Below are 14,467 nucleotides of genomic sequence, written 5' to 3'. Positions count from 1 at the left end.
TTTCGGTCAGACGAACGTAACGGTCGAAGAGGCCGCCGCAAGCGGAGGCCGATGCCCTCATGCAGGAGCAGCACGCGTGCCATGAGACGGGCGTGGCACGGAGGCCCGGGCGCCCCCTGGCGCTCCGCCAAGCGCCCGGAAACGCTGTGTTTTGCCAGGCTCCGGCGGGACCGCGGGGGTGGGGCATCCCGTCCGCGGGGCAGCCTGCCCCAGGTCTGGGAGCGCACCTTGTGGGTGTCGGGGGCGGGGCGCATGCTCCGGGGCATGTGCGCGAAGCCTGCCCGCCCGCCTGCCACCTACGCCGACCTGGAGGATCTCCCCACCGGCTGGGTCGGGGAGATCGTCGGCGGCGAGCTGGTGGCGAGCCCGCGACCGGCCATCCCGCACGCGCTGGTGGCGACCCGACTCGCCGGGTTGCTGGATGGCGCGTTCAGCCGGGGGCGCAGCGGGCCGGGGGGCTGGCTGGTGCTGTGCGAGCCGGAGCTGCGCCTCGGCGGGGAGGTGCTCGTGCCGGACCTCGCGGCCTGGCGGCGCGAGCGCCTCCCGGCCTCGCTCGACGTGGCGGCGATGAGCGTTGCGCCCGACTGGCTCTGCGAGGTGCTCTCGCCCTCGACCGCGGCGCACGACCGGGCGGTGAAGCTGCCTGCGTATGCGCGTGAGGACGTGGGCCACGTGTGGCTCGTGGACCCGGCGCTGCGCACGCTCGAGCTGCTGCGCCTGGACGGCGCGCACTACACGCTGCTCGCCACGCACCACGGCGAGGCGGCGGTGCACGCCGAGCCCTATGAGCCGCTCGCCCTGGAGCTGCGGCTCCTGTGGGAGGCGTGAGGCGGCGCGCTAGCGGCGCTCGAGCACCACGGTGAGGTTGTTGCTCGGCATGTCCACCACGCGCTCGCGCACGAGCCCGTGGCGCGCGCCCTCCGCGAGCACTGCCTCCAGCGCGCGCACGCCCCAGGCGGGGTTGCGCGCGCGCAAGGAGGCGTCGAAGGCGAGGTTGGTGGGCGCGGTGGGGCGGCCCTCCACGAGGTAGGGCCCGTAGAGCGCGAGCCGTCCGCCGGGGCGCAGCGCGCGCGCCGCGCCGGCCAGCAGCGCCTGCGTGGCCTCCCACGGCGAGATGTGCACCATGTTGATGCACACCAGCGCATCCCAGGGGCCTGCGAGCGCCTCGGGCCAGGGGAGGCCGCGCACGTCGAGCGCCGCGGCCGGCAGCACGTTGAGCAGCCCCTCCGCGCGCCGCCACGCCTCGATGCTGGGCAGCGCCTCGGGGTCTGCGTCCGTGGGCTGCCAGGTGAGGTGGGGCAGGGCGCGCGCGAAGAAGACGGCGTGCTGGCCGGTGCCGCTCGCCACCTCGAGCACGCGCGCGGGCAAAGGGAGCAGCTCGCGCAGCACGGCGAGCAGCGGCTCGCGGTTGCGCTCGGTGGCGGGCGCGTACTGCCGGTCGTCCCCGTGGCTCATGCGGTGCACTATCGCATGGTGGGCGCAATCCCTCACCCCGCCCCTGCGGGCTCACGCCTAAGGTTGCCCCCGTCATGCGCAACGGCACGCTCGTCTTCGAGAAGGGGCAGGTCCTCTGCTACCGCATCTACGACATCGCGGAGGAGATCGACCTGGAGCGCGCGCGCAAGGTGCTCACCGAGGGGGCGCGCCGGCTGAAGCTGGGGCGTGAGAACGGGCAGTACCTGGAGCTGCCCAACCCGCCGCTCGCCTACGAGCTGGGGCGGCGGGTGCTCGCGGTGCGCGCGGGGCCGCTCACCGTGGACGTGACGGCGCGGCTCTTCGACCACGGCGCGGCGAGCATCATCCTCGCGGTGCCCATCGCGCCGGGCACGGACTTCGAGGCGCTCACGGCGCTCGCGGACGAGCTCTACGACAGCGAGGCGCTGGAGGCGCTCGCCGCGGAGCTCATCGACACCGTGCGCAAGACGCTCGCGCCGGCGCTGCAGGGCCCGCACCTGTGGGACCAGAACGAGAGCTACACGGTCGTCTTCGCGGAGAGCCTCTCCCTGCCGGGGGTCGCGGGCGCGCCCAGCGCCGAGCAGGTGGTGGGGCAGGTGGACCTCGCGCGGCTGCTGCTCGGGGAGGTGGCGGGGCGGCCGCTGAGCGAGCGCGAGAGCGCGGCGGTGACCCAGGCGCGCTTCAGCTACACGGTGGACGACCTGGTGGTCGTGGACTGGAACAGCGCCTTCGTCTACGAGCCCTCGGGCAGCCGCGACATCCCGGACCTGCTGGAGATCGCCAACGCGCAGCTGCTCGAGTTCCGCTACTACGACGACCTGCTGGACGCGCACATCGCGCGCATCCACGACGAGGTGCAGAAGAAGCGCAGCGGGGGCCTCTTGCGCTCGCCCTACCGGCGGCTCGCGCGCGAGACGCTGGCCACGCTCATCGACCTCTCGGAGTTCGTGGAGCGGGTGGAGAACAGCCTGAAGATCGTGGGCGACTTCTACCTGGCCAAGGTCTACGAGGCCGCGGTGCGCCGGCTGCGCATCCCCTCGTGGCAGGCCTCGGTGACGGGCAAGCAGCAGCTGCTGAGCCAGACCTACGGGCTGCTCAAGGGCGAGGTGGACACCGACCGCGCGCTCACGCTGGAGCTGGCGATCGTGCTGCTCATCGTGCTGGAGATCGCCTTCGCCTTCATGCGGGTGCTCTAGGCGCCTACCTCCAGGGCCCCGGGGGCCCCCATTGGCCCGCGCGCGGCTTGCGGTACGCTGCGGCCTGCACGTGTCCTCCTCTCCGCCCGCCTCCTCCTCCAGTCCCTCCGCGAGCCCCCTCTTCGGCGAGCTGCTGCAGCGCCTCGGGCTCGCCACGCCCGCGCAGGTGCACGAGGCGCTGGAGCTGCAGGCGGTGACGGGCGAGCGCGTGGGCGAGGCGCTGGTGCGCCTGGGCCACGTGACGCGCGAGGGGCTGCAGCAGGGGCTGAGCGAGGCGCTGGGGCTGAACCTGCCCACCGCGCCCCGGCGCCCGCCGCTGGGCGAGCTGCTGGTGGGGCTCAAGCACGTCACGGCCGCGCAGCGCGACGAGGCGCTGGTGCGCCAGCGGCGCGACGGGCGCCGGCTGGGGGAGGTCCTGGTGGAGCTGGGCCACTGCACCTACAAGCAGGTGTACGAGGCGCTCGCGCTGCAGGCGCGGGTGGTGGGCGCGCGCCCGCCCGAGGCGGCGCGGGCGGAGGGCGGGGCTGCGAGCACGGCCGCGCGCCGGCGGGTGATGGTGGTGGACGACAGCGCCATCGCCTGCGCGCTGGTGCAGGAGGGGCTGGTGGGCCTCGGCTACGAGGTGGTCTGCTTCCAGGACCCCTTCGAGGCGCTGGAGCAGGTGCAGCGCGTGCAGCCGGCGCTGGTGCTCAGCGACCTGGAGATGCCGGGGCTGGACGGCGTGGCGCTGTGCCTGCGGCTCAAGGAGGGCTCCGCGGCGGGCGTGCCGGTCATCATCCTCACCGCGAACGACATGGAGAGCCGCCGCGTGCAGGGCTTGCGCGCCGGGGCGGACGACTACATCCACAAGGGGGCGAGCCTCGAGGAGCTCAGCGCGCGCATCGAGAGCGTGGTGCGGCGCACCGGCGAGACCGAGCGCATGCGCAAGCTCTTCGCGCGCTACACCTCGGACGCGGTGGTGGAGGAGATCCTCAAGCGCCCCGAGGAGGTGGTGCTCACCGGCGAGCGGCGCGAGGTGACGGTGCTCTTCGCGGACCTGCGCAACTTCACCCACCTGGCCGAGCGCCTCACCCCCGAGCGCACGGTGGCGGTGCTCAACCACGTGCTGGGCGCGCTGAGCGACGCGGTGCTCACCTGCGGCGGCACGCTGGACAAGTTCCTGGGTGACGGGCTGATGGCCGTGTTCGGCGCGCCGGTGGCCCGCGAGGACGACGTGGTGCGCGCGCTGCAGGCCGCCCGCATGATGGTGGCCGCGGTGGAGCAGCTCAACGCCCAGCCCCCCGCCGCCATCTTCGAGACCTTCATCGACGAGCTGCCCGCGCTGCAGCTGGGGGTGGGCATCAACACGGGGCAGGTGGTGGTGGGCACGGTGGGCAGCGCGCTGCGCACCGAGTACACCTGCGTGGGCGACGCGGTGAACGTGGCCTCGCGGCTGTGTGCACTCGCCAGCCCGGGCGAGGTGCTGGTGGGGGCGCGCACCTGCGAGCTGGGCGAGGGCAGCGCGCGCTTCACCCCGCTCGCCCCGGTGCAGCTGCGCGGCCGCAGCCAGCCGGTGCAGCCCTTCCGCGCGCTGTAGGCTAGGGTGAGGGGGCCATGGCTCCCCCGGCCTCCCCCTCCCGCCGCGTCCCTCCCGTCCTCGTGCTCGGCCTCGTGCTCGGGCTGCTGGTGGTCGTGGGGGTGACCTGCTTCGCCCGCCTCAGCCGGCACTCGCCGAGCCAGGCGCAGGTGCACGCGGACTTCGCGCGCATCCAGGCGGCGCTGGACGCGTACCGGCGGGACGGGCACGCGCTGCCGGAGGAGGGGGACCTGTCCTTCCTCGCCCCGAAGTACCTCCCCGAGCCCCCGCTGGACCCCTGGGGCCGGCCCTACGAGTACCTGAGCAACGGCGAGCGCGTCATCCTCTCCACCCTGGGGGCGGACGGTCGCCACGGCGGGGTGGGGGAGGACGAGGACCACACCAGCACGGACGGCCACCCGGCGCCCTGAAAGCGGCAAATGGGCGAAAAATCGGCCTCCGGGGCCCCTGCCGATTCGACGGGGGGCGTGTGGGCGGATAGAGTTGGGCGCACTCTTTTCCGCTGGACACACAGAAAGGTCTGGTTGTGACAGGACGGGGTTATCGCGAGGAGGAGCTCGTCACCAACCGCGCCTCGCTCTTGCTCTCGGGCGGCACCGAGGACGAGCGGCGGGCGTGGGCGCAGGAAGCGGCGGAGCACTTCGCGGCGGAGGGCCCCCTGGTGGAGGCGCGCACCGCGGCCGAGCTCGCCCAGGCGCTCAAGGCGCCGCGCGGCGTGGTGTTCATCCCGGACGTGGGCAAGCTCGCGCCCGTCGCCCAGGCGCAGCTGCTGCGCTGCCTGCAGCTGCAGGAGGAGCGGCCCAAGGTGGTGGTGGGGCTCGCGGGCTCCCCGGACCAGGCGCGCACCCGCGGCACGCTGCGCGAGGACCTGCACTACCGCCTGCACCAGGCGCTGGTGGACATGAACACCGAGGGCCTGCGCGATGCGCTCAAGAAGCGCCGCGCCCAGGCCGCCGCCGAGCGGGCGGCGCGCGCCGCGAAGCTCAAGGCCTCGGCGCCTGCGCCGCAGGCCGCCTCGCGCACGGGCAAGGCCGCGGGGCGCAAGGTGCTCGCGCACCCGGCGGCGTCCGCGAAGGCCGCGGTGCGCAGCGCGGGCGGCGCGGCGCGCTCGGCGGGGACGCCGGCGCGCAAGTAGCGGCCGAGCCCTCCCTCCACCTTCGTGAGGAGGAGGGGCCGCGGCCTCACGCAATCGCGGGCGGTCTGGAGGCGCGGCTTCGCGCGCCCCTCGCCGGGCGTCTCGAAGGACGGCGCCGTGCGCTCGCGTGCAGCGGGCGCCGTCGCGGGCGGGCGGTGGTGTGGGTCGACTTCGCGCGCCCCCGAGCGCCGAGGGCGCGCGCGCCGGCTATCGGTGGTGGTTGTGCTTCTGGCCGCGCTTGGCCTTGAAGCCGGTCTTCTTCGCGGCGGGCTTCGCGCTCTTCGTCGCGCGCTTCGCGGCGGCGGCGGGCATGGTCTTGCGGCCGGCGTCGCGCGCGGGCAGGGCGGCGGCGGCGCTGGTGTCCTCGCTCTTGCGCGAGACGGTGCGCGCGGCGGGCGTCACGCGGGCGGCCTCGGAGGGCGGCGGCGCGGTGCCCATCTCGCGCGCGGCGGTGGCCTCGCTCGCGGTGGAGACGGTGCGCGGGCCGGCCGAGCGCTTCGCCGTCACGCGGCGCGCCTCGCTGGGCGGGGGCGCGGCGCCTTCGGTGGCGTTGGGAGACGCGCTCGCGGCCGCCTTCGGGGCCTTGGGCGCAGCCGCCTTCGCCGCCGGGGCCTCGGCGCCGGCGGACTTCGTCGCGCGCATCGTGCTCTCGGCGGCGCTCTTCACGGCGGAGGTCGCGCGGGTGACGGCCTTCTTCTTGTTGCCGGGAAGCTTCTCGCTCAGGGCGTCCACGGTGTTCACCGCGGCCACGGTGCCCTTGGCGAGCGTGCGCGCCACCGGCGTGCCTGCCTTCACCACCGCCTGCTTCACCTTGTCCATCAATCCACGCTTCGCCATCGTCGGGTGCTCCTCGTTGCGCTCGGTCCCCCTCGCTCCGGAATGGGGTGGAGGGGAGGTGCGCCAAAGGTAGTCATGAGCGCGGGGGCGGGAAGCCGCCGCGCGCGCCGCAGCTCAGGGCGCGGGGGAGAGCTTCACGGGCGGCGCGAGACGGCGGCGGGGCGAGCGGATCGCGCGCCCCGGACGCAGGGGGCGCACCGGCGCGCTCAGGCGCACGCGGCGCATGAGGCTGCACAGGGGCTCACCGAGGTAGCCGCACAGCGCCCAGAAGGGCGCGTAGTCCAGGCGGATGAGCCCGTTCACGCTCCAGATGCTCCCGGAGTAGTCCCAGGGGCAGCGGCCGATGAGCGCCACCAGCGCCGCGCCGCTCGCGTACTCCACCGCGAAGCACAGCACCATGTACACGAGCACCCGCGCGAAGCGCCCGAGGCCCGCGCGCCGCAGCGCCGGGCACAGCCGCTCGCTCGCGAGGATGCCGGCGCCCCAGATGGGGTGCATCCACAGGTAGCTGTAGCCCTTGAGGCGCAGGTCCCCGGCACCCGACGCCAGGTCGATCACCGAGGTGAAGAAGCACTCCACGCACCAGCCGAGGAGCCCGTAGAGGAAGAAGCGCGTCCAGACGCCGAGGCGACGCGCGCCCCGCCCGCTCGCCGCTGCCGCGCCGCGCTCCGCCCCCGCCTCGAGTTCCTGCCCGCCCATTCGCGCACTCCCCGCAGCCCGGCTGATGACAGGCTGAAGGTTGGGACAGGGTGGCCGGTCGGCAAGGCCTACAGGGTCTGCGTTGGCACGGCGCGTGCGCAGCGCGGGTCTTTGTAGACCCCGAAGTGCAGACCCCGAAGCGCAGGCCCCGAGGCGCCCTCAGCCCTCGCGCGCGAGGCGCTCGGCGTCCTGTACCAGGCGCTCGGTGGCCTCGGCGTCGTTGCTGTCGTAGTAGCCGCGCACGTGGCCCCGGCCGTCCACCAGCACGAAGTGGGTGCCGTGGAAGATGCCCATCACGTCCGCGTCGTCCAGGTTCTCGCGGCCCATGGAGATCTTGAAGCCGCCGACGATGGTGCCCTTGAGCTGCTCGTAGTCGCCGGTGAGGAAGCTCCAGCGCGCCTCGTCCGCGCCGTACTTGTGCGCGTAGGCGGAGAGGCGCTCGGGGGTGTCGTACTTCGGGTCCACCGAGAAGGAGACGAGCGCGAGCCTCGCGCCCACGTCCTTCGTGCGCCCCTGCAGCGCCGCCATCTTCTTGCTGAAGAGCGGACACACCGTGGGGCAGCGGGTGAAGATGAAGTTCGCCACGAAGGGGTGGCCCTGCAGCTGCTGCAGCCCGAAGGGGCGCCCGTCCTGGCGGGTGAAGGTGAAGGCGGGCAGCGCGCCCAGGTCCGGCAGCGGCTCGGGCGCCGGGCGCAGCGCCACCCAGGCGCCCGCGAGCAGCACGCCGGCGAGCAGCGCGCCGAGCACGCCCCAGAGCAGCGGGCTCGAGGCGCGCCGGGGCAGGGCGGGAGAGGCGGGGGCGGGGGTGGACATGGACGCCACTGCTAACGGAAGGGGGCGCGGGGGGCAAGGCGCGCGCGGGGCGCCACCATCAGCCCGGCTTGGGGCGGGGGAAAGCCGCCTCCCTGCCCGCTAGCGCAGGTTCTCCGGCAGCAGCCGCTCCACCGTGACCACGTCGTGCCAGACCCCGTCGAGCGGGGCGTGCTTCAGGTGCACCCCCACCTCGCGAAAGCCCAGGCCCGCGAGCATGCGCCGGCTCACCGCGTTGGTGGCGAAGACGCGGCTGGTGAGCTTGTGGAAGCCGGCGGCAGTGGCGGCGGCCACCAGCGCCTCCACCGCGAGCCGCCCCGCGCCCTGCCCCCGCGCCTGCGAGTCCACGTACACGCTGAAGTCCGCCACCCCCGCGTAGCAGGCGCGCGGGCTGTAGGGCGCGCTCGAGGCGAAGGCGACGACCTGCGCGTCTGCCTCGGTCTCGGCGCGCTCCACCACCACCACCGGGTGGCGCCCGCCGAGCCAGGCCTGCACGTCCGCGGCCGTGCGCGGGCGGGTCTCGAAGGTGCTGCGCCGCTCGGCGATGCCCTCGCTGTAGATGCGCGCGATCGCCTCCGCGTCCGCGGCGCGCGCGGCGCGGGCCCTGAGGGTCGATGGGCGGGACGATGGGAAGCGGCCAGGCATCGCAGGCGCTGCAAACCACGAAGGCCTCCGGGCGACAAGGCGCCGCCCGCCCCCACCCGTGGTAGGGAGGGGTGCTGCACTTTTTTCCCCTGGCTGGAGACGCGCGGTGACGGTGACGCAAGGGCGGGGCTTCACGCTGAGCGCGCCGCCCCAGAGCACGGTGGAGGGGGCGCTGCACGGGGTGCTGGAGCCCGAGGGGCTGCAGGCGCTGGAGGCGCTGTTGCCGCGGGCGGAGGCGGCCGGTGGGCCGCGCCGGCTCCTGCTGCGGACGGAGGCGGTCACGGCCGCGGGCCCCGAGGCGCTCGCGCGCTGGGAGGCGCTGCACCGGCGGCTCGCGCAGGGCGGCTGGCGCACGGCGTACGTGGACGGGCGGCCCTGGGGGCGCGGGCTCGCGCTGCGGGCGATGCACGCGGGCGGGGACCCGCAGGGCCTCGCGGTGCCGAGCGAGCGGCAGGCGCGCGCGTGGCTCGCCGCGCAGGGCACGCGCGTGGGCGCGGCGCGCGCGGCGCTGGGGGCGGGGCGGTGAGCGCGGGCGGGCGGGTGGGGCCGGTGGGCCGCGCGCTGCTGCTCGCGATGCGCAAGCTCGCGCGGCTGACGGAGGGCTACGAGGTGGACTTCCTGGAGGAGGCGCTGCGCAGCTTCGGGCCGCGCGGCTTCCTGCAGTGGGTGCGCGAGAGCGCGCGGGTGTGGGAGCAGATGGTGGCGCGCTGGGGCGAGCGGGATGCGCACCTGCTCGCGGCGGGCGCGAGCCTGTGGAACGGCTGCGCGTACTGCGCGAGCGGCCACCTGCTCGCCTTCAACCTGCACGCCTTCGAGGCAGGGCTGGGGCTGTGCGGCCTCGACGAGGCGGAGCTGCCCGCGCTGCTGGCGCGCACGGACGCGCAGGTGCTCGCCGAGCTCGAGCGCCGGTTCTCGCACCCCTCCTTCGCCCCCGCGCTCGCGCTGGTGCGCCGCCAGTACGCGCTGCACGCCGGCATGGAGGCGCTGCAGCACGAGGACGACGCGCTGCTGCGGCGCACCGCCGCGCTCTACGCGTGGGTGAACGAGTGCAGCATCACCGTGGAGCCGCCCGCCCCGCCGCTCGGGCGCATCGCGCGCAAGCGCCCGCTGCGCGAGCACTACGCGCGGGCGCGGGCGCAGCGCCGCGCCGACGCCGCGCAGGAGGGGTGAGCGGAGGGGCGTCCGGGCGGCTGTGCGCCCGGTGGCCGCCGCGGGTGCTGGGCCTGGAGCCATGCGGGCGAGCGTGTCCAAGGTGTGCGCCCGCGGACAGGCCCCGTGCGCACCTTGATCCGCACACCCACGAGGGCCCCTACCCCCGCGCGCCGACGCGGGCGTGGCGGCGGCCGAAGGAAGGGACGCACACATGTCGATGGAGCGAGCTCAGCGGTTCATGGATGCACTGGGGAGGCTGGAGGAGAAGGGCGACGTGGACGGCCTCCTCGCGCTCTTCGCCGACGACGCGCAGGTGAGCAACCTCGCCAGCCCCCGCGTCTTCAGCGGGCGCGAGGGCGCGCGCGCCTTCTGGACGGAGTACAAGGCGACGCTGAAGCAGGTGCGCTCCACCTTCCGCAACGTCATCGACTCGGGCGACCGCACGGCACTCGAGTGGGAGACGCAGGGCACGGCGCACAACGGCGCGGCCGTGGCCTACGAGGGCGTGAGCATCCTCGAGTGGGACGGCGACCGGGTCAGCCGCTTCTTCGCCTACTTCGATCCGCACGCGCTGGGCCAGGAGCTCGCGCAGAACAACGCCCCGCGCAGCGAGGCCCCCGCGAGCGCGCCCGCGTAGCGCGCACGCCCACATCGGTGCTGCCGCGTCCGCCCCGCCTGCGCAGCGTGCACGCGGGACGGACGTGCGCGCGGGCCCGCAGTGTTTGTGGCTAGACTCCGGCCTCGTCGCTGCGCGCGTGGAGCCGCCCTCCGGCTCTCTGGCCGCGCTGCAGCCCCGAGGGAGAGATGAAGCTCGCTGTCGTCGCGGCCTCCGCGCTGCTGCTCGCCGCCGCCCTGCCCGCGCAGGCGCTGGGCACGAGCACCCCCCCGAAGCACGCGCAGTCCTCTTCGCAGGGCTCTTCGAAGAAGAAGCGCGCGCAGAAGAAGCCCGCCGCCGCCGCGCCGCCGGAGGCGCCCGCGCAGCCGGAGACCCCCGCCGCTCCCCCGCCGAGTGATGCGCCGCGCGCCCCGCCCGAGGCCTCGCCCGCGCAGCAGGCCCCGGCGGACCCCTCGCTGGACTTCGAGCTGCTCGAGCCCGAGGCGAAGGCGGCCGCGCCGGACCTCGAGCTCGAGCGCGCCGTGTCGCGCCGGCGCACCATGCTCTCGCTGCACCAGGGGCTGGGGCTGGGCATGGCCGGCGGGCTCGTGGCCACCACGCTGGTGGGCCAGCTCAACTTCAACGACATCTACCGCGGCGGCGGCGACGACGGCACCTGGAAGACCCTGCACCGCGGGCTCGCCGTGGGCACCACCGCCCTCTTCGGCACCGTGGCGCTGATGGGCATCCTCGCCCCCGAGCCCTACCCGAAGCCGCTGCGCTTCGACACGGTGCTCATGCACAAGGTGTTCATGTCGCTCGCGGCCGCCGGCATGGTCACCCAGGTGGTGCTCGGCCTCATCACCGCGAGCTCCGCCCAGCAGGGGCAGGTCTCCCAGGTGCGCTTCGCCACCGCGCACCAGGTGGTCGGCTACGCCACGCTCGGGTTCACCACCGCGGGCGTGTTCACCCTCTTCCTCTAGGTCGCTCCGAACATGCGCTCACTCTCCGCCCTCTGCGCCCTGCTCCTGTCCGTCGCCGCGCTCGCCGAGGGCGGCGCGCCGCGCACCTACGGCGTGCAGGACGGCAGCGCGCTCACGTACACGCTCATCCACAAGCTGCACGAGGTGAAGGGCACCGCGAAGCGCCTCGAGGGCAAGGCGCGCCTGCTGCCGGACGGCACCCTGCAGGTCGCGGTGCGCGCGCGCGTCGAGGACTTCGACTCGGGCAACGCGAACCGGGACGCGCACATGAAGGAGGCCACCGACGCGAGCCGCTTCCCGCTCATCGACTTCAAGGGCGTGGCGGGCGCCGTGCGCGTGCCGGCGAAGCTGCCCGCCACGCTGCCCGTCACCGTGAAGGGCCGCCTCACCTTCCACGGCGTCACCCGGCCCGTGGAGGTGCCGCTGCAGGTCACTTTCCAGAGCCCCGCGAAGGCGGACGCCACCGGGCGCTTCGAGATCAGCCTCGAGGCCTTCCAGATCGAGCGCCCCTCGCTCCTGATGGTGAAGGTGCAGGACGCGCTGGTGCTCGACCTCGCGGTGAAGCTCGCGCAGGAGGGTGCGTGAGCTGCTCGCGCCGCCGCTTCCTCGCGGGGCTCGCCGGAGCCGCGGGCGCCGCCGCCGTGCTGCCCGCCTGTGCGCCGGACATCCGCCCCGCGCCCCTGGTCAAGGCGACCTCGGCCAACAAGCGCGTGGAGCTGCAGGTCTCGAGCTACCCGGACCTCGCGCGCGAGGGGGGCGGCATCACCCTGCAGCTCGACGACGGCTCGGAGTACCTCGTGGTGCACCCGCAGGGGGACCAGTACGTCGTGCTCGGCGCGCAGTGCACGCACCAGGGCTGTCCGCTGGGCGTGGACGCGGGGGAGATCGCCTGCCCCTGTCACGGCGCGCGCTTCGGCAACGACGGCGTGCCCACGAATCCGCCCGCCGTGGCGCCGCTGGACACCTACGCGAGCAGCTACGACCCGGCCACCGGCGTGCTCAGCATCCGCTTCGCCGCGGGCGACGCCACCACGCCCCCGGTGGTGGACGGCCGCATCACCTTCCCCTTCGCGCAGTTCCCGCAGCTCGCCACCGCGGGCGGCCTCTACTACGGCGTGCCCGAGGGGCTCGGCCACCGGCTCTTCGTCTTTGCGCTCGGCGACGGCCGCTTCCAGGCCACCGACGGCATCTGCCCGCACCAGGGCGCCACCGTTGCGTGGAGCGCCGCGGATGGGCTGCTCATCTGCCCGCGCCACGGCTCGGAGTTCCAGCCCGACGGCGCCGTGGTGCCCCGCTCCGGCCCCGCCACCACCTCGCTGCGCGCCTACCCCACCACGAGCGATGCGAACGGCGTCACCGTGATCGTGGCGTAGGAGACGGCCCCTCCACTGCACGTCGGCACGTTCGGTCGACGTGGCGCGCGGGGGCCTTCGCCGAGCGCGTACCCGGCTCGATGGAAGGTCCGGACGGGACGGGCTCCTGGCGCGTTCGCCGAGCGCGCGAGGGCGCCGGCCTGCGAGACGCTCCGGGGAAGCGCGAGAGGAGAGGGGTATCGGCGCAGTCGTGCGCGCTGCTGTGGGCAGACCTCGGGACTTCCTTCTCGCTCCGAGCACCGTGGTCCGGGGCGTACGGCGCTCCCGCGGAATCGGCGCCAGAATGAAGCTCCGTTCGGGTCGGCCGCTCGACCCTGAGGCGTGAGCTCGGAAGCCAGCCGCGTACCAAAGCCGCGCGCTCGCCGAATGCCTGCGAGCGCCGCGGACAGAGGTGCAACCCCGGGAAGCCCCCGGTCGGACCCTGGAATGAAGCTTCATTCCACCCATCCACTGGCCCGCGCCGCCCCACGGCCGCTTTCGGAGCTGGAATGAAGCTTCATTCCAGGCAGCTTGGTGCGTCCGCCGCCCCTGGGCCGCGCGTGGGGCTGGAAGGAACCGTCATTCCACCCCGGCCTGGGTCGCCGAGTGGGGGGAGCCTCTTCCACACCCTGGCGCCTGGAATGAAGCTTCATTCCCCCGGGTCCGGCTGGGCTCCTGGCTTCGCGTCCTGGCGCTGACCGCGCCGCTTCGATGCAGGAACAGCGCGCGTCGGACGGGCACTCGGGCCCCTCGGACGAGCGCTGCGTCTGAGTCACCCCGGAGCGCCGCGCAGGCCGGCGCCCTCGCGCACTCGGCGAGGAAGATCGCTGTCCGGCCACCTCCGCGTCCTCACGAGCCGACAGCGGCACCCGCGTGGCTCGTCACCGAGCCACCTCTCCCGCGCGGAATCAGTACTCCCCGCTGCGAACCTGGAGCAGCACCTTGCCCACCGTCGCGCGCCCCTCGAGCTGGCGGTGCGCCTCGGCGGCCTCGTCCAGCGGCAGCGTCAGGCCGAGCACCGGCCTCAGCGCGCCCGCGGCCACCTGCGCGAGCAGGTCCTCCATCGCGCGCGCGTGCGCGCCCTCGGGGTGGGGCGTCGCGAGCCAGTACGCGCTCACGCTGAGCGAGCGCTCGAAGAGCTGCGCATCCAGGTCCACCGGCGGGGGCACGCCACTCGCGCTGCCGTAGTAGACGGCGCGGCCGAAGGGCGCGAGCGCGTGCAGGCTCTCCCCCCACGTGGCCTGCCCCACCGCGTCCAGCGCGAGCTCCACGCCGCGCCCCTGCGTCTGGGCGCGCGCCCACTCACCCAACTCGGCGTCCGGTGTGTCCGAGCGCGCGACCGCGCTCGCGCCGAGGCGCTCGGCGAGCGCGGCCTTCTGCGCGCTGCCCACCACCGCGAGCACCCGCGCGCCGGCCGCCCGCGCCAGCTGCACCAGCAGCGTGCCCACGCCGCCCGCCGCCGCGTGCACCAGCACCGCCTCGCCCGCCTGCACCCGCCCCACCGTGTGCAGCAGGTGCCATGCGGTGAGCCCCTGCACCGGCAGCGCCGCCGCCTGCGCGAAGGACACGCCCTCGGGCACGCGCCACACCCGCCCCAGCGGCGCGAGCGTCCACTCCGCGTAGCACCGCTGCGTCCACGCCACCACGTGCGCGCCCACCCAGCCCGCGTCCACGCCCGGGCCCACCGCGTCCACCACCCCGGCCGCCTCGCTGCCCAGGATGCGGGGCAGGGGCACCGCCGCGTCGTACAGCCCGCGCCGCCGCTCCGTGTCCGCGAAGTTCACCCCCGCCACGTGCACCCGCACGCGCACCTCGCCCGCGCCCGGCTCCACCTGCGGCACGTCCCCGGCCCGCAGCACCTCGGGGCCTCCCACGGCGTGATAGCGAACGGCCTTCATGGCGCGCTCTCTTAGCGCGGAGGGCCCCGGCCCCGCACGCTGCAGTGACGGTGCAGCTTTGCCGCCTGCGCGCGCGGCCGTGCGGCGAGGCGAAACTCCTGCAGCTCCACTGGGGGCGTGCAGGCACGAATGCC

At 74.9% G+C, this 14,467-nt stretch carries 17 protein-coding genes; 11 read left to right on the top strand and 6 right to left on the bottom strand.

What is annotated here, in order from left to right:
* Nucleotides 1–252 precede the first annotated feature (252 nt).
* On the top strand, nucleotides 253–828 hold the full coding sequence (locus FGE12_RS23460) for a Uma2 family endonuclease (protein WP_228531030.1): 576 nt from the start codon (nucleotides 253–255) through the stop codon (nucleotides 826–828).
* 9 nt (nucleotides 829–837) lie between these two features.
* Here the strand turns inward: FGE12_RS23460 and FGE12_RS23455 are convergent, their stop codons facing one another.
* Complete coding sequence (locus FGE12_RS23455; RefSeq protein ID WP_153868816.1) at nucleotides 838–1,455, bottom strand: DUF938 domain-containing protein; 618 nt, start codon at nucleotides 1,453–1,455, stop codon at nucleotides 838–840.
* A 74-nt stretch (nucleotides 1,456–1,529) separates the two neighbouring features.
* Here FGE12_RS23455 and FGE12_RS23450 point away from each other — a divergent pair, with 74 nt between their 5' ends.
* The 4 genes from FGE12_RS23450 (at nucleotide 1,530) to FGE12_RS23435 (ending at nucleotide 5,362) form a co-directional block, all read left to right on the top strand.
* Nucleotides 1,530–2,651 (top strand): hypothetical protein, encoded by a 1,122-nt coding sequence (locus FGE12_RS23450; protein ID WP_153868815.1) that lies wholly within the window; start codon nucleotides 1,530–1,532, stop codon nucleotides 2,649–2,651.
* A 70-nt stretch (nucleotides 2,652–2,721) separates the two neighbouring features.
* Nucleotides 2,722–4,227, top strand: coding sequence for an adenylate/guanylate cyclase domain-containing protein (locus FGE12_RS23445; protein ID WP_194798190.1), 1,506 nt, complete (start codon nucleotides 2,722–2,724; stop codon nucleotides 4,225–4,227).
* 17 nt (nucleotides 4,228–4,244) lie between these two features.
* Nucleotides 4,245–4,637, top strand: coding sequence for a type II secretion system protein GspG (locus tag FGE12_RS23440; protein ID WP_153868814.1), 393 nt, complete (start codon nucleotides 4,245–4,247; stop codon nucleotides 4,635–4,637).
* Between the two features lie 116 nt (nucleotides 4,638–4,753).
* Nucleotides 4,754–5,362, top strand: a complete 609-nt coding sequence (locus tag FGE12_RS23435) for a Fis family transcriptional regulator (protein WP_153868813.1) — start codon at nucleotides 4,754–4,756, stop codon at nucleotides 5,360–5,362.
* 207 nt (nucleotides 5,363–5,569) lie between these two features.
* On the opposite strand, the gene FGE12_RS23430 is transcribed toward FGE12_RS23435, so the two are convergent.
* The 4 genes from FGE12_RS23430 to FGE12_RS23415 form a co-directional block, all read right to left on the bottom strand.
* Nucleotides 5,570–6,199 (bottom strand): hypothetical protein, encoded by a 630-nt coding sequence (locus tag FGE12_RS23430; protein ID WP_153868812.1) that lies wholly within the window; start codon nucleotides 6,197–6,199, stop codon nucleotides 5,570–5,572.
* A 114-nt stretch (nucleotides 6,200–6,313) separates the two neighbouring features.
* Complete coding sequence (locus tag FGE12_RS23425) at nucleotides 6,314–6,898, bottom strand: hypothetical protein (protein ID WP_153868811.1); 585 nt, start codon at nucleotides 6,896–6,898, stop codon at nucleotides 6,314–6,316.
* A gap of 159 nt (nucleotides 6,899–7,057) precedes the next feature.
* A complete protein-coding gene (locus FGE12_RS23420; protein WP_153868810.1) occupies nucleotides 7,058–7,711 on the bottom strand; it encodes an SCO family protein in 654 nt (217 codons plus the stop codon).
* Nucleotides 7,712–7,810: 99 nt separating this feature from the next.
* Nucleotides 7,811–8,353: an arsinothricin resistance N-acetyltransferase ArsN1 family A gene (locus FGE12_RS23415; RefSeq protein ID WP_153868809.1), complete on the bottom strand. Its 543-nt coding sequence runs from the start codon at nucleotides 8,351–8,353 to the stop codon at nucleotides 7,811–7,813.
* Between the two features lie 106 nt (nucleotides 8,354–8,459).
* Here FGE12_RS23415 and FGE12_RS23410 point away from each other — a divergent pair, with 106 nt between their 5' ends.
* The 6 genes from FGE12_RS23410 to FGE12_RS23385 all read left to right on the top strand — a co-directional run bounded on the left by FGE12_RS23410 (nucleotide 8,460) and on the right by FGE12_RS23385 (nucleotide 12,456).
* Nucleotides 8,460–8,879 (top strand): hypothetical protein, encoded by a 420-nt coding sequence (locus tag FGE12_RS23410; protein ID WP_153868808.1) that lies wholly within the window; start codon nucleotides 8,460–8,462, stop codon nucleotides 8,877–8,879.
* A complete protein-coding gene (locus FGE12_RS23405) occupies nucleotides 8,876–9,523 on the top strand; it encodes a hypothetical protein (RefSeq protein ID WP_153868807.1) in 648 nt (215 codons plus the stop codon). Before FGE12_RS23410 ends, FGE12_RS23405 begins: the two co-directional genes overlap by 4 nt.
* A 193-nt stretch (nucleotides 9,524–9,716) precedes the next feature.
* Nucleotides 9,717–10,142 (top strand): nuclear transport factor 2 family protein, encoded by a 426-nt coding sequence (locus FGE12_RS23400; protein ID WP_153868806.1) that lies wholly within the window; start codon nucleotides 9,717–9,719, stop codon nucleotides 10,140–10,142.
* 167 nt (nucleotides 10,143–10,309) lie between these two features.
* A complete protein-coding gene (locus FGE12_RS23395) occupies nucleotides 10,310–11,083 on the top strand; it encodes a hypothetical protein (protein WP_228531029.1) in 774 nt (257 codons plus the stop codon).
* 12 nt (nucleotides 11,084–11,095) lie between these two features.
* The gene (locus FGE12_RS23390) at nucleotides 11,096–11,668 is read left to right on the top strand and encodes a YceI family protein (RefSeq protein WP_153868805.1); all 573 of its coding nucleotides are present in this window, start codon (nucleotides 11,096–11,098) and stop codon (nucleotides 11,666–11,668) included.
* A complete protein-coding gene (locus tag FGE12_RS23385; protein WP_153868804.1) occupies nucleotides 11,665–12,456 on the top strand; it encodes a Rieske (2Fe-2S) protein in 792 nt (263 codons plus the stop codon). The genes FGE12_RS23390 and FGE12_RS23385 overlap by 4 nt, the downstream gene beginning before the upstream one ends.
* An 887-nt stretch (nucleotides 12,457–13,343) precedes the next feature.
* Here FGE12_RS23385 and FGE12_RS23380 read toward each other — a convergent pair.
* On the bottom strand, nucleotides 13,344–14,333 hold the full coding sequence (locus FGE12_RS23380) for a zinc-binding dehydrogenase (RefSeq protein WP_153868803.1): 990 nt from the start codon (nucleotides 14,331–14,333) through the stop codon (nucleotides 13,344–13,346).
* Between the last annotated feature and the right edge of the window lie 134 nt (nucleotides 14,334–14,467).

The sequence above is a fragment of the Aggregicoccus sp. 17bor-14 genome (genome assembly GCF_009659535.1).
In the GTDB taxonomy this organism is placed as follows: Bacteria; Myxococcota; Myxococcia; order Myxococcales; family Myxococcaceae; genus Aggregicoccus.
The sequence above is the reverse complement of the archived record's forward strand: the minus strand, read 5'-3'. Positions and strand labels throughout refer to the sequence as shown.

Coding starts and splice junctions, on each gene's coding strand:
- FGE12_RS23460 (WP_228531030.1), top strand. CDS start 253: ATGCTCCGGGGCATGTGCGCGAAGCCTGCCCGCCCGCCTGCCACCTAC.
- FGE12_RS23455 (WP_153868816.1), bottom strand. CDS start 1,455: ATGAGCCACGGGGACGACCGGCAGTACGCGCCCGCCACCGAGCGCAAC.
- FGE12_RS23450 (WP_153868815.1), top strand. CDS start 1,530: ATGCGCAACGGCACGCTCGTCTTCGAGAAGGGGCAGGTCCTCTGCTAC.
- FGE12_RS23440 (WP_153868814.1), top strand. CDS start 4,245: ATGGCTCCCCCGGCCTCCCCCTCCCGCCGCGTCCCTCCCGTCCTCGTG.
- FGE12_RS23430 (WP_153868812.1), bottom strand. CDS start 6,199: ATGGCGAAGCGTGGATTGATGGACAAGGTGAAGCAGGCGGTGGTGAAG.
- FGE12_RS23425 (WP_153868811.1), bottom strand. CDS start 6,898: ATGGGCGGGCAGGAACTCGAGGCGGGGGCGGAGCGCGGCGCGGCAGCG.
- FGE12_RS23420 (WP_153868810.1), bottom strand. CDS start 7,711: ATGTCCACCCCCGCCCCCGCCTCTCCCGCCCTGCCCCGGCGCGCCTCG.
- FGE12_RS23415 (WP_153868809.1), bottom strand. CDS start 8,353: ATGCCTGGCCGCTTCCCATCGTCCCGCCCATCGACCCTCAGGGCCCGC.
- FGE12_RS23400 (WP_153868806.1), top strand. CDS start 9,717: ATGTCGATGGAGCGAGCTCAGCGGTTCATGGATGCACTGGGGAGGCTG.
- FGE12_RS23395 (WP_228531029.1), top strand. CDS start 10,310: ATGAAGCTCGCTGTCGTCGCGGCCTCCGCGCTGCTGCTCGCCGCCGCC.
- FGE12_RS23390 (WP_153868805.1), top strand. CDS start 11,096: ATGCGCTCACTCTCCGCCCTCTGCGCCCTGCTCCTGTCCGTCGCCGCG.
- FGE12_RS23380 (WP_153868803.1), bottom strand. CDS start 14,333: ATGAAGGCCGTTCGCTATCACGCCGTGGGAGGCCCCGAGGTGCTGCGG.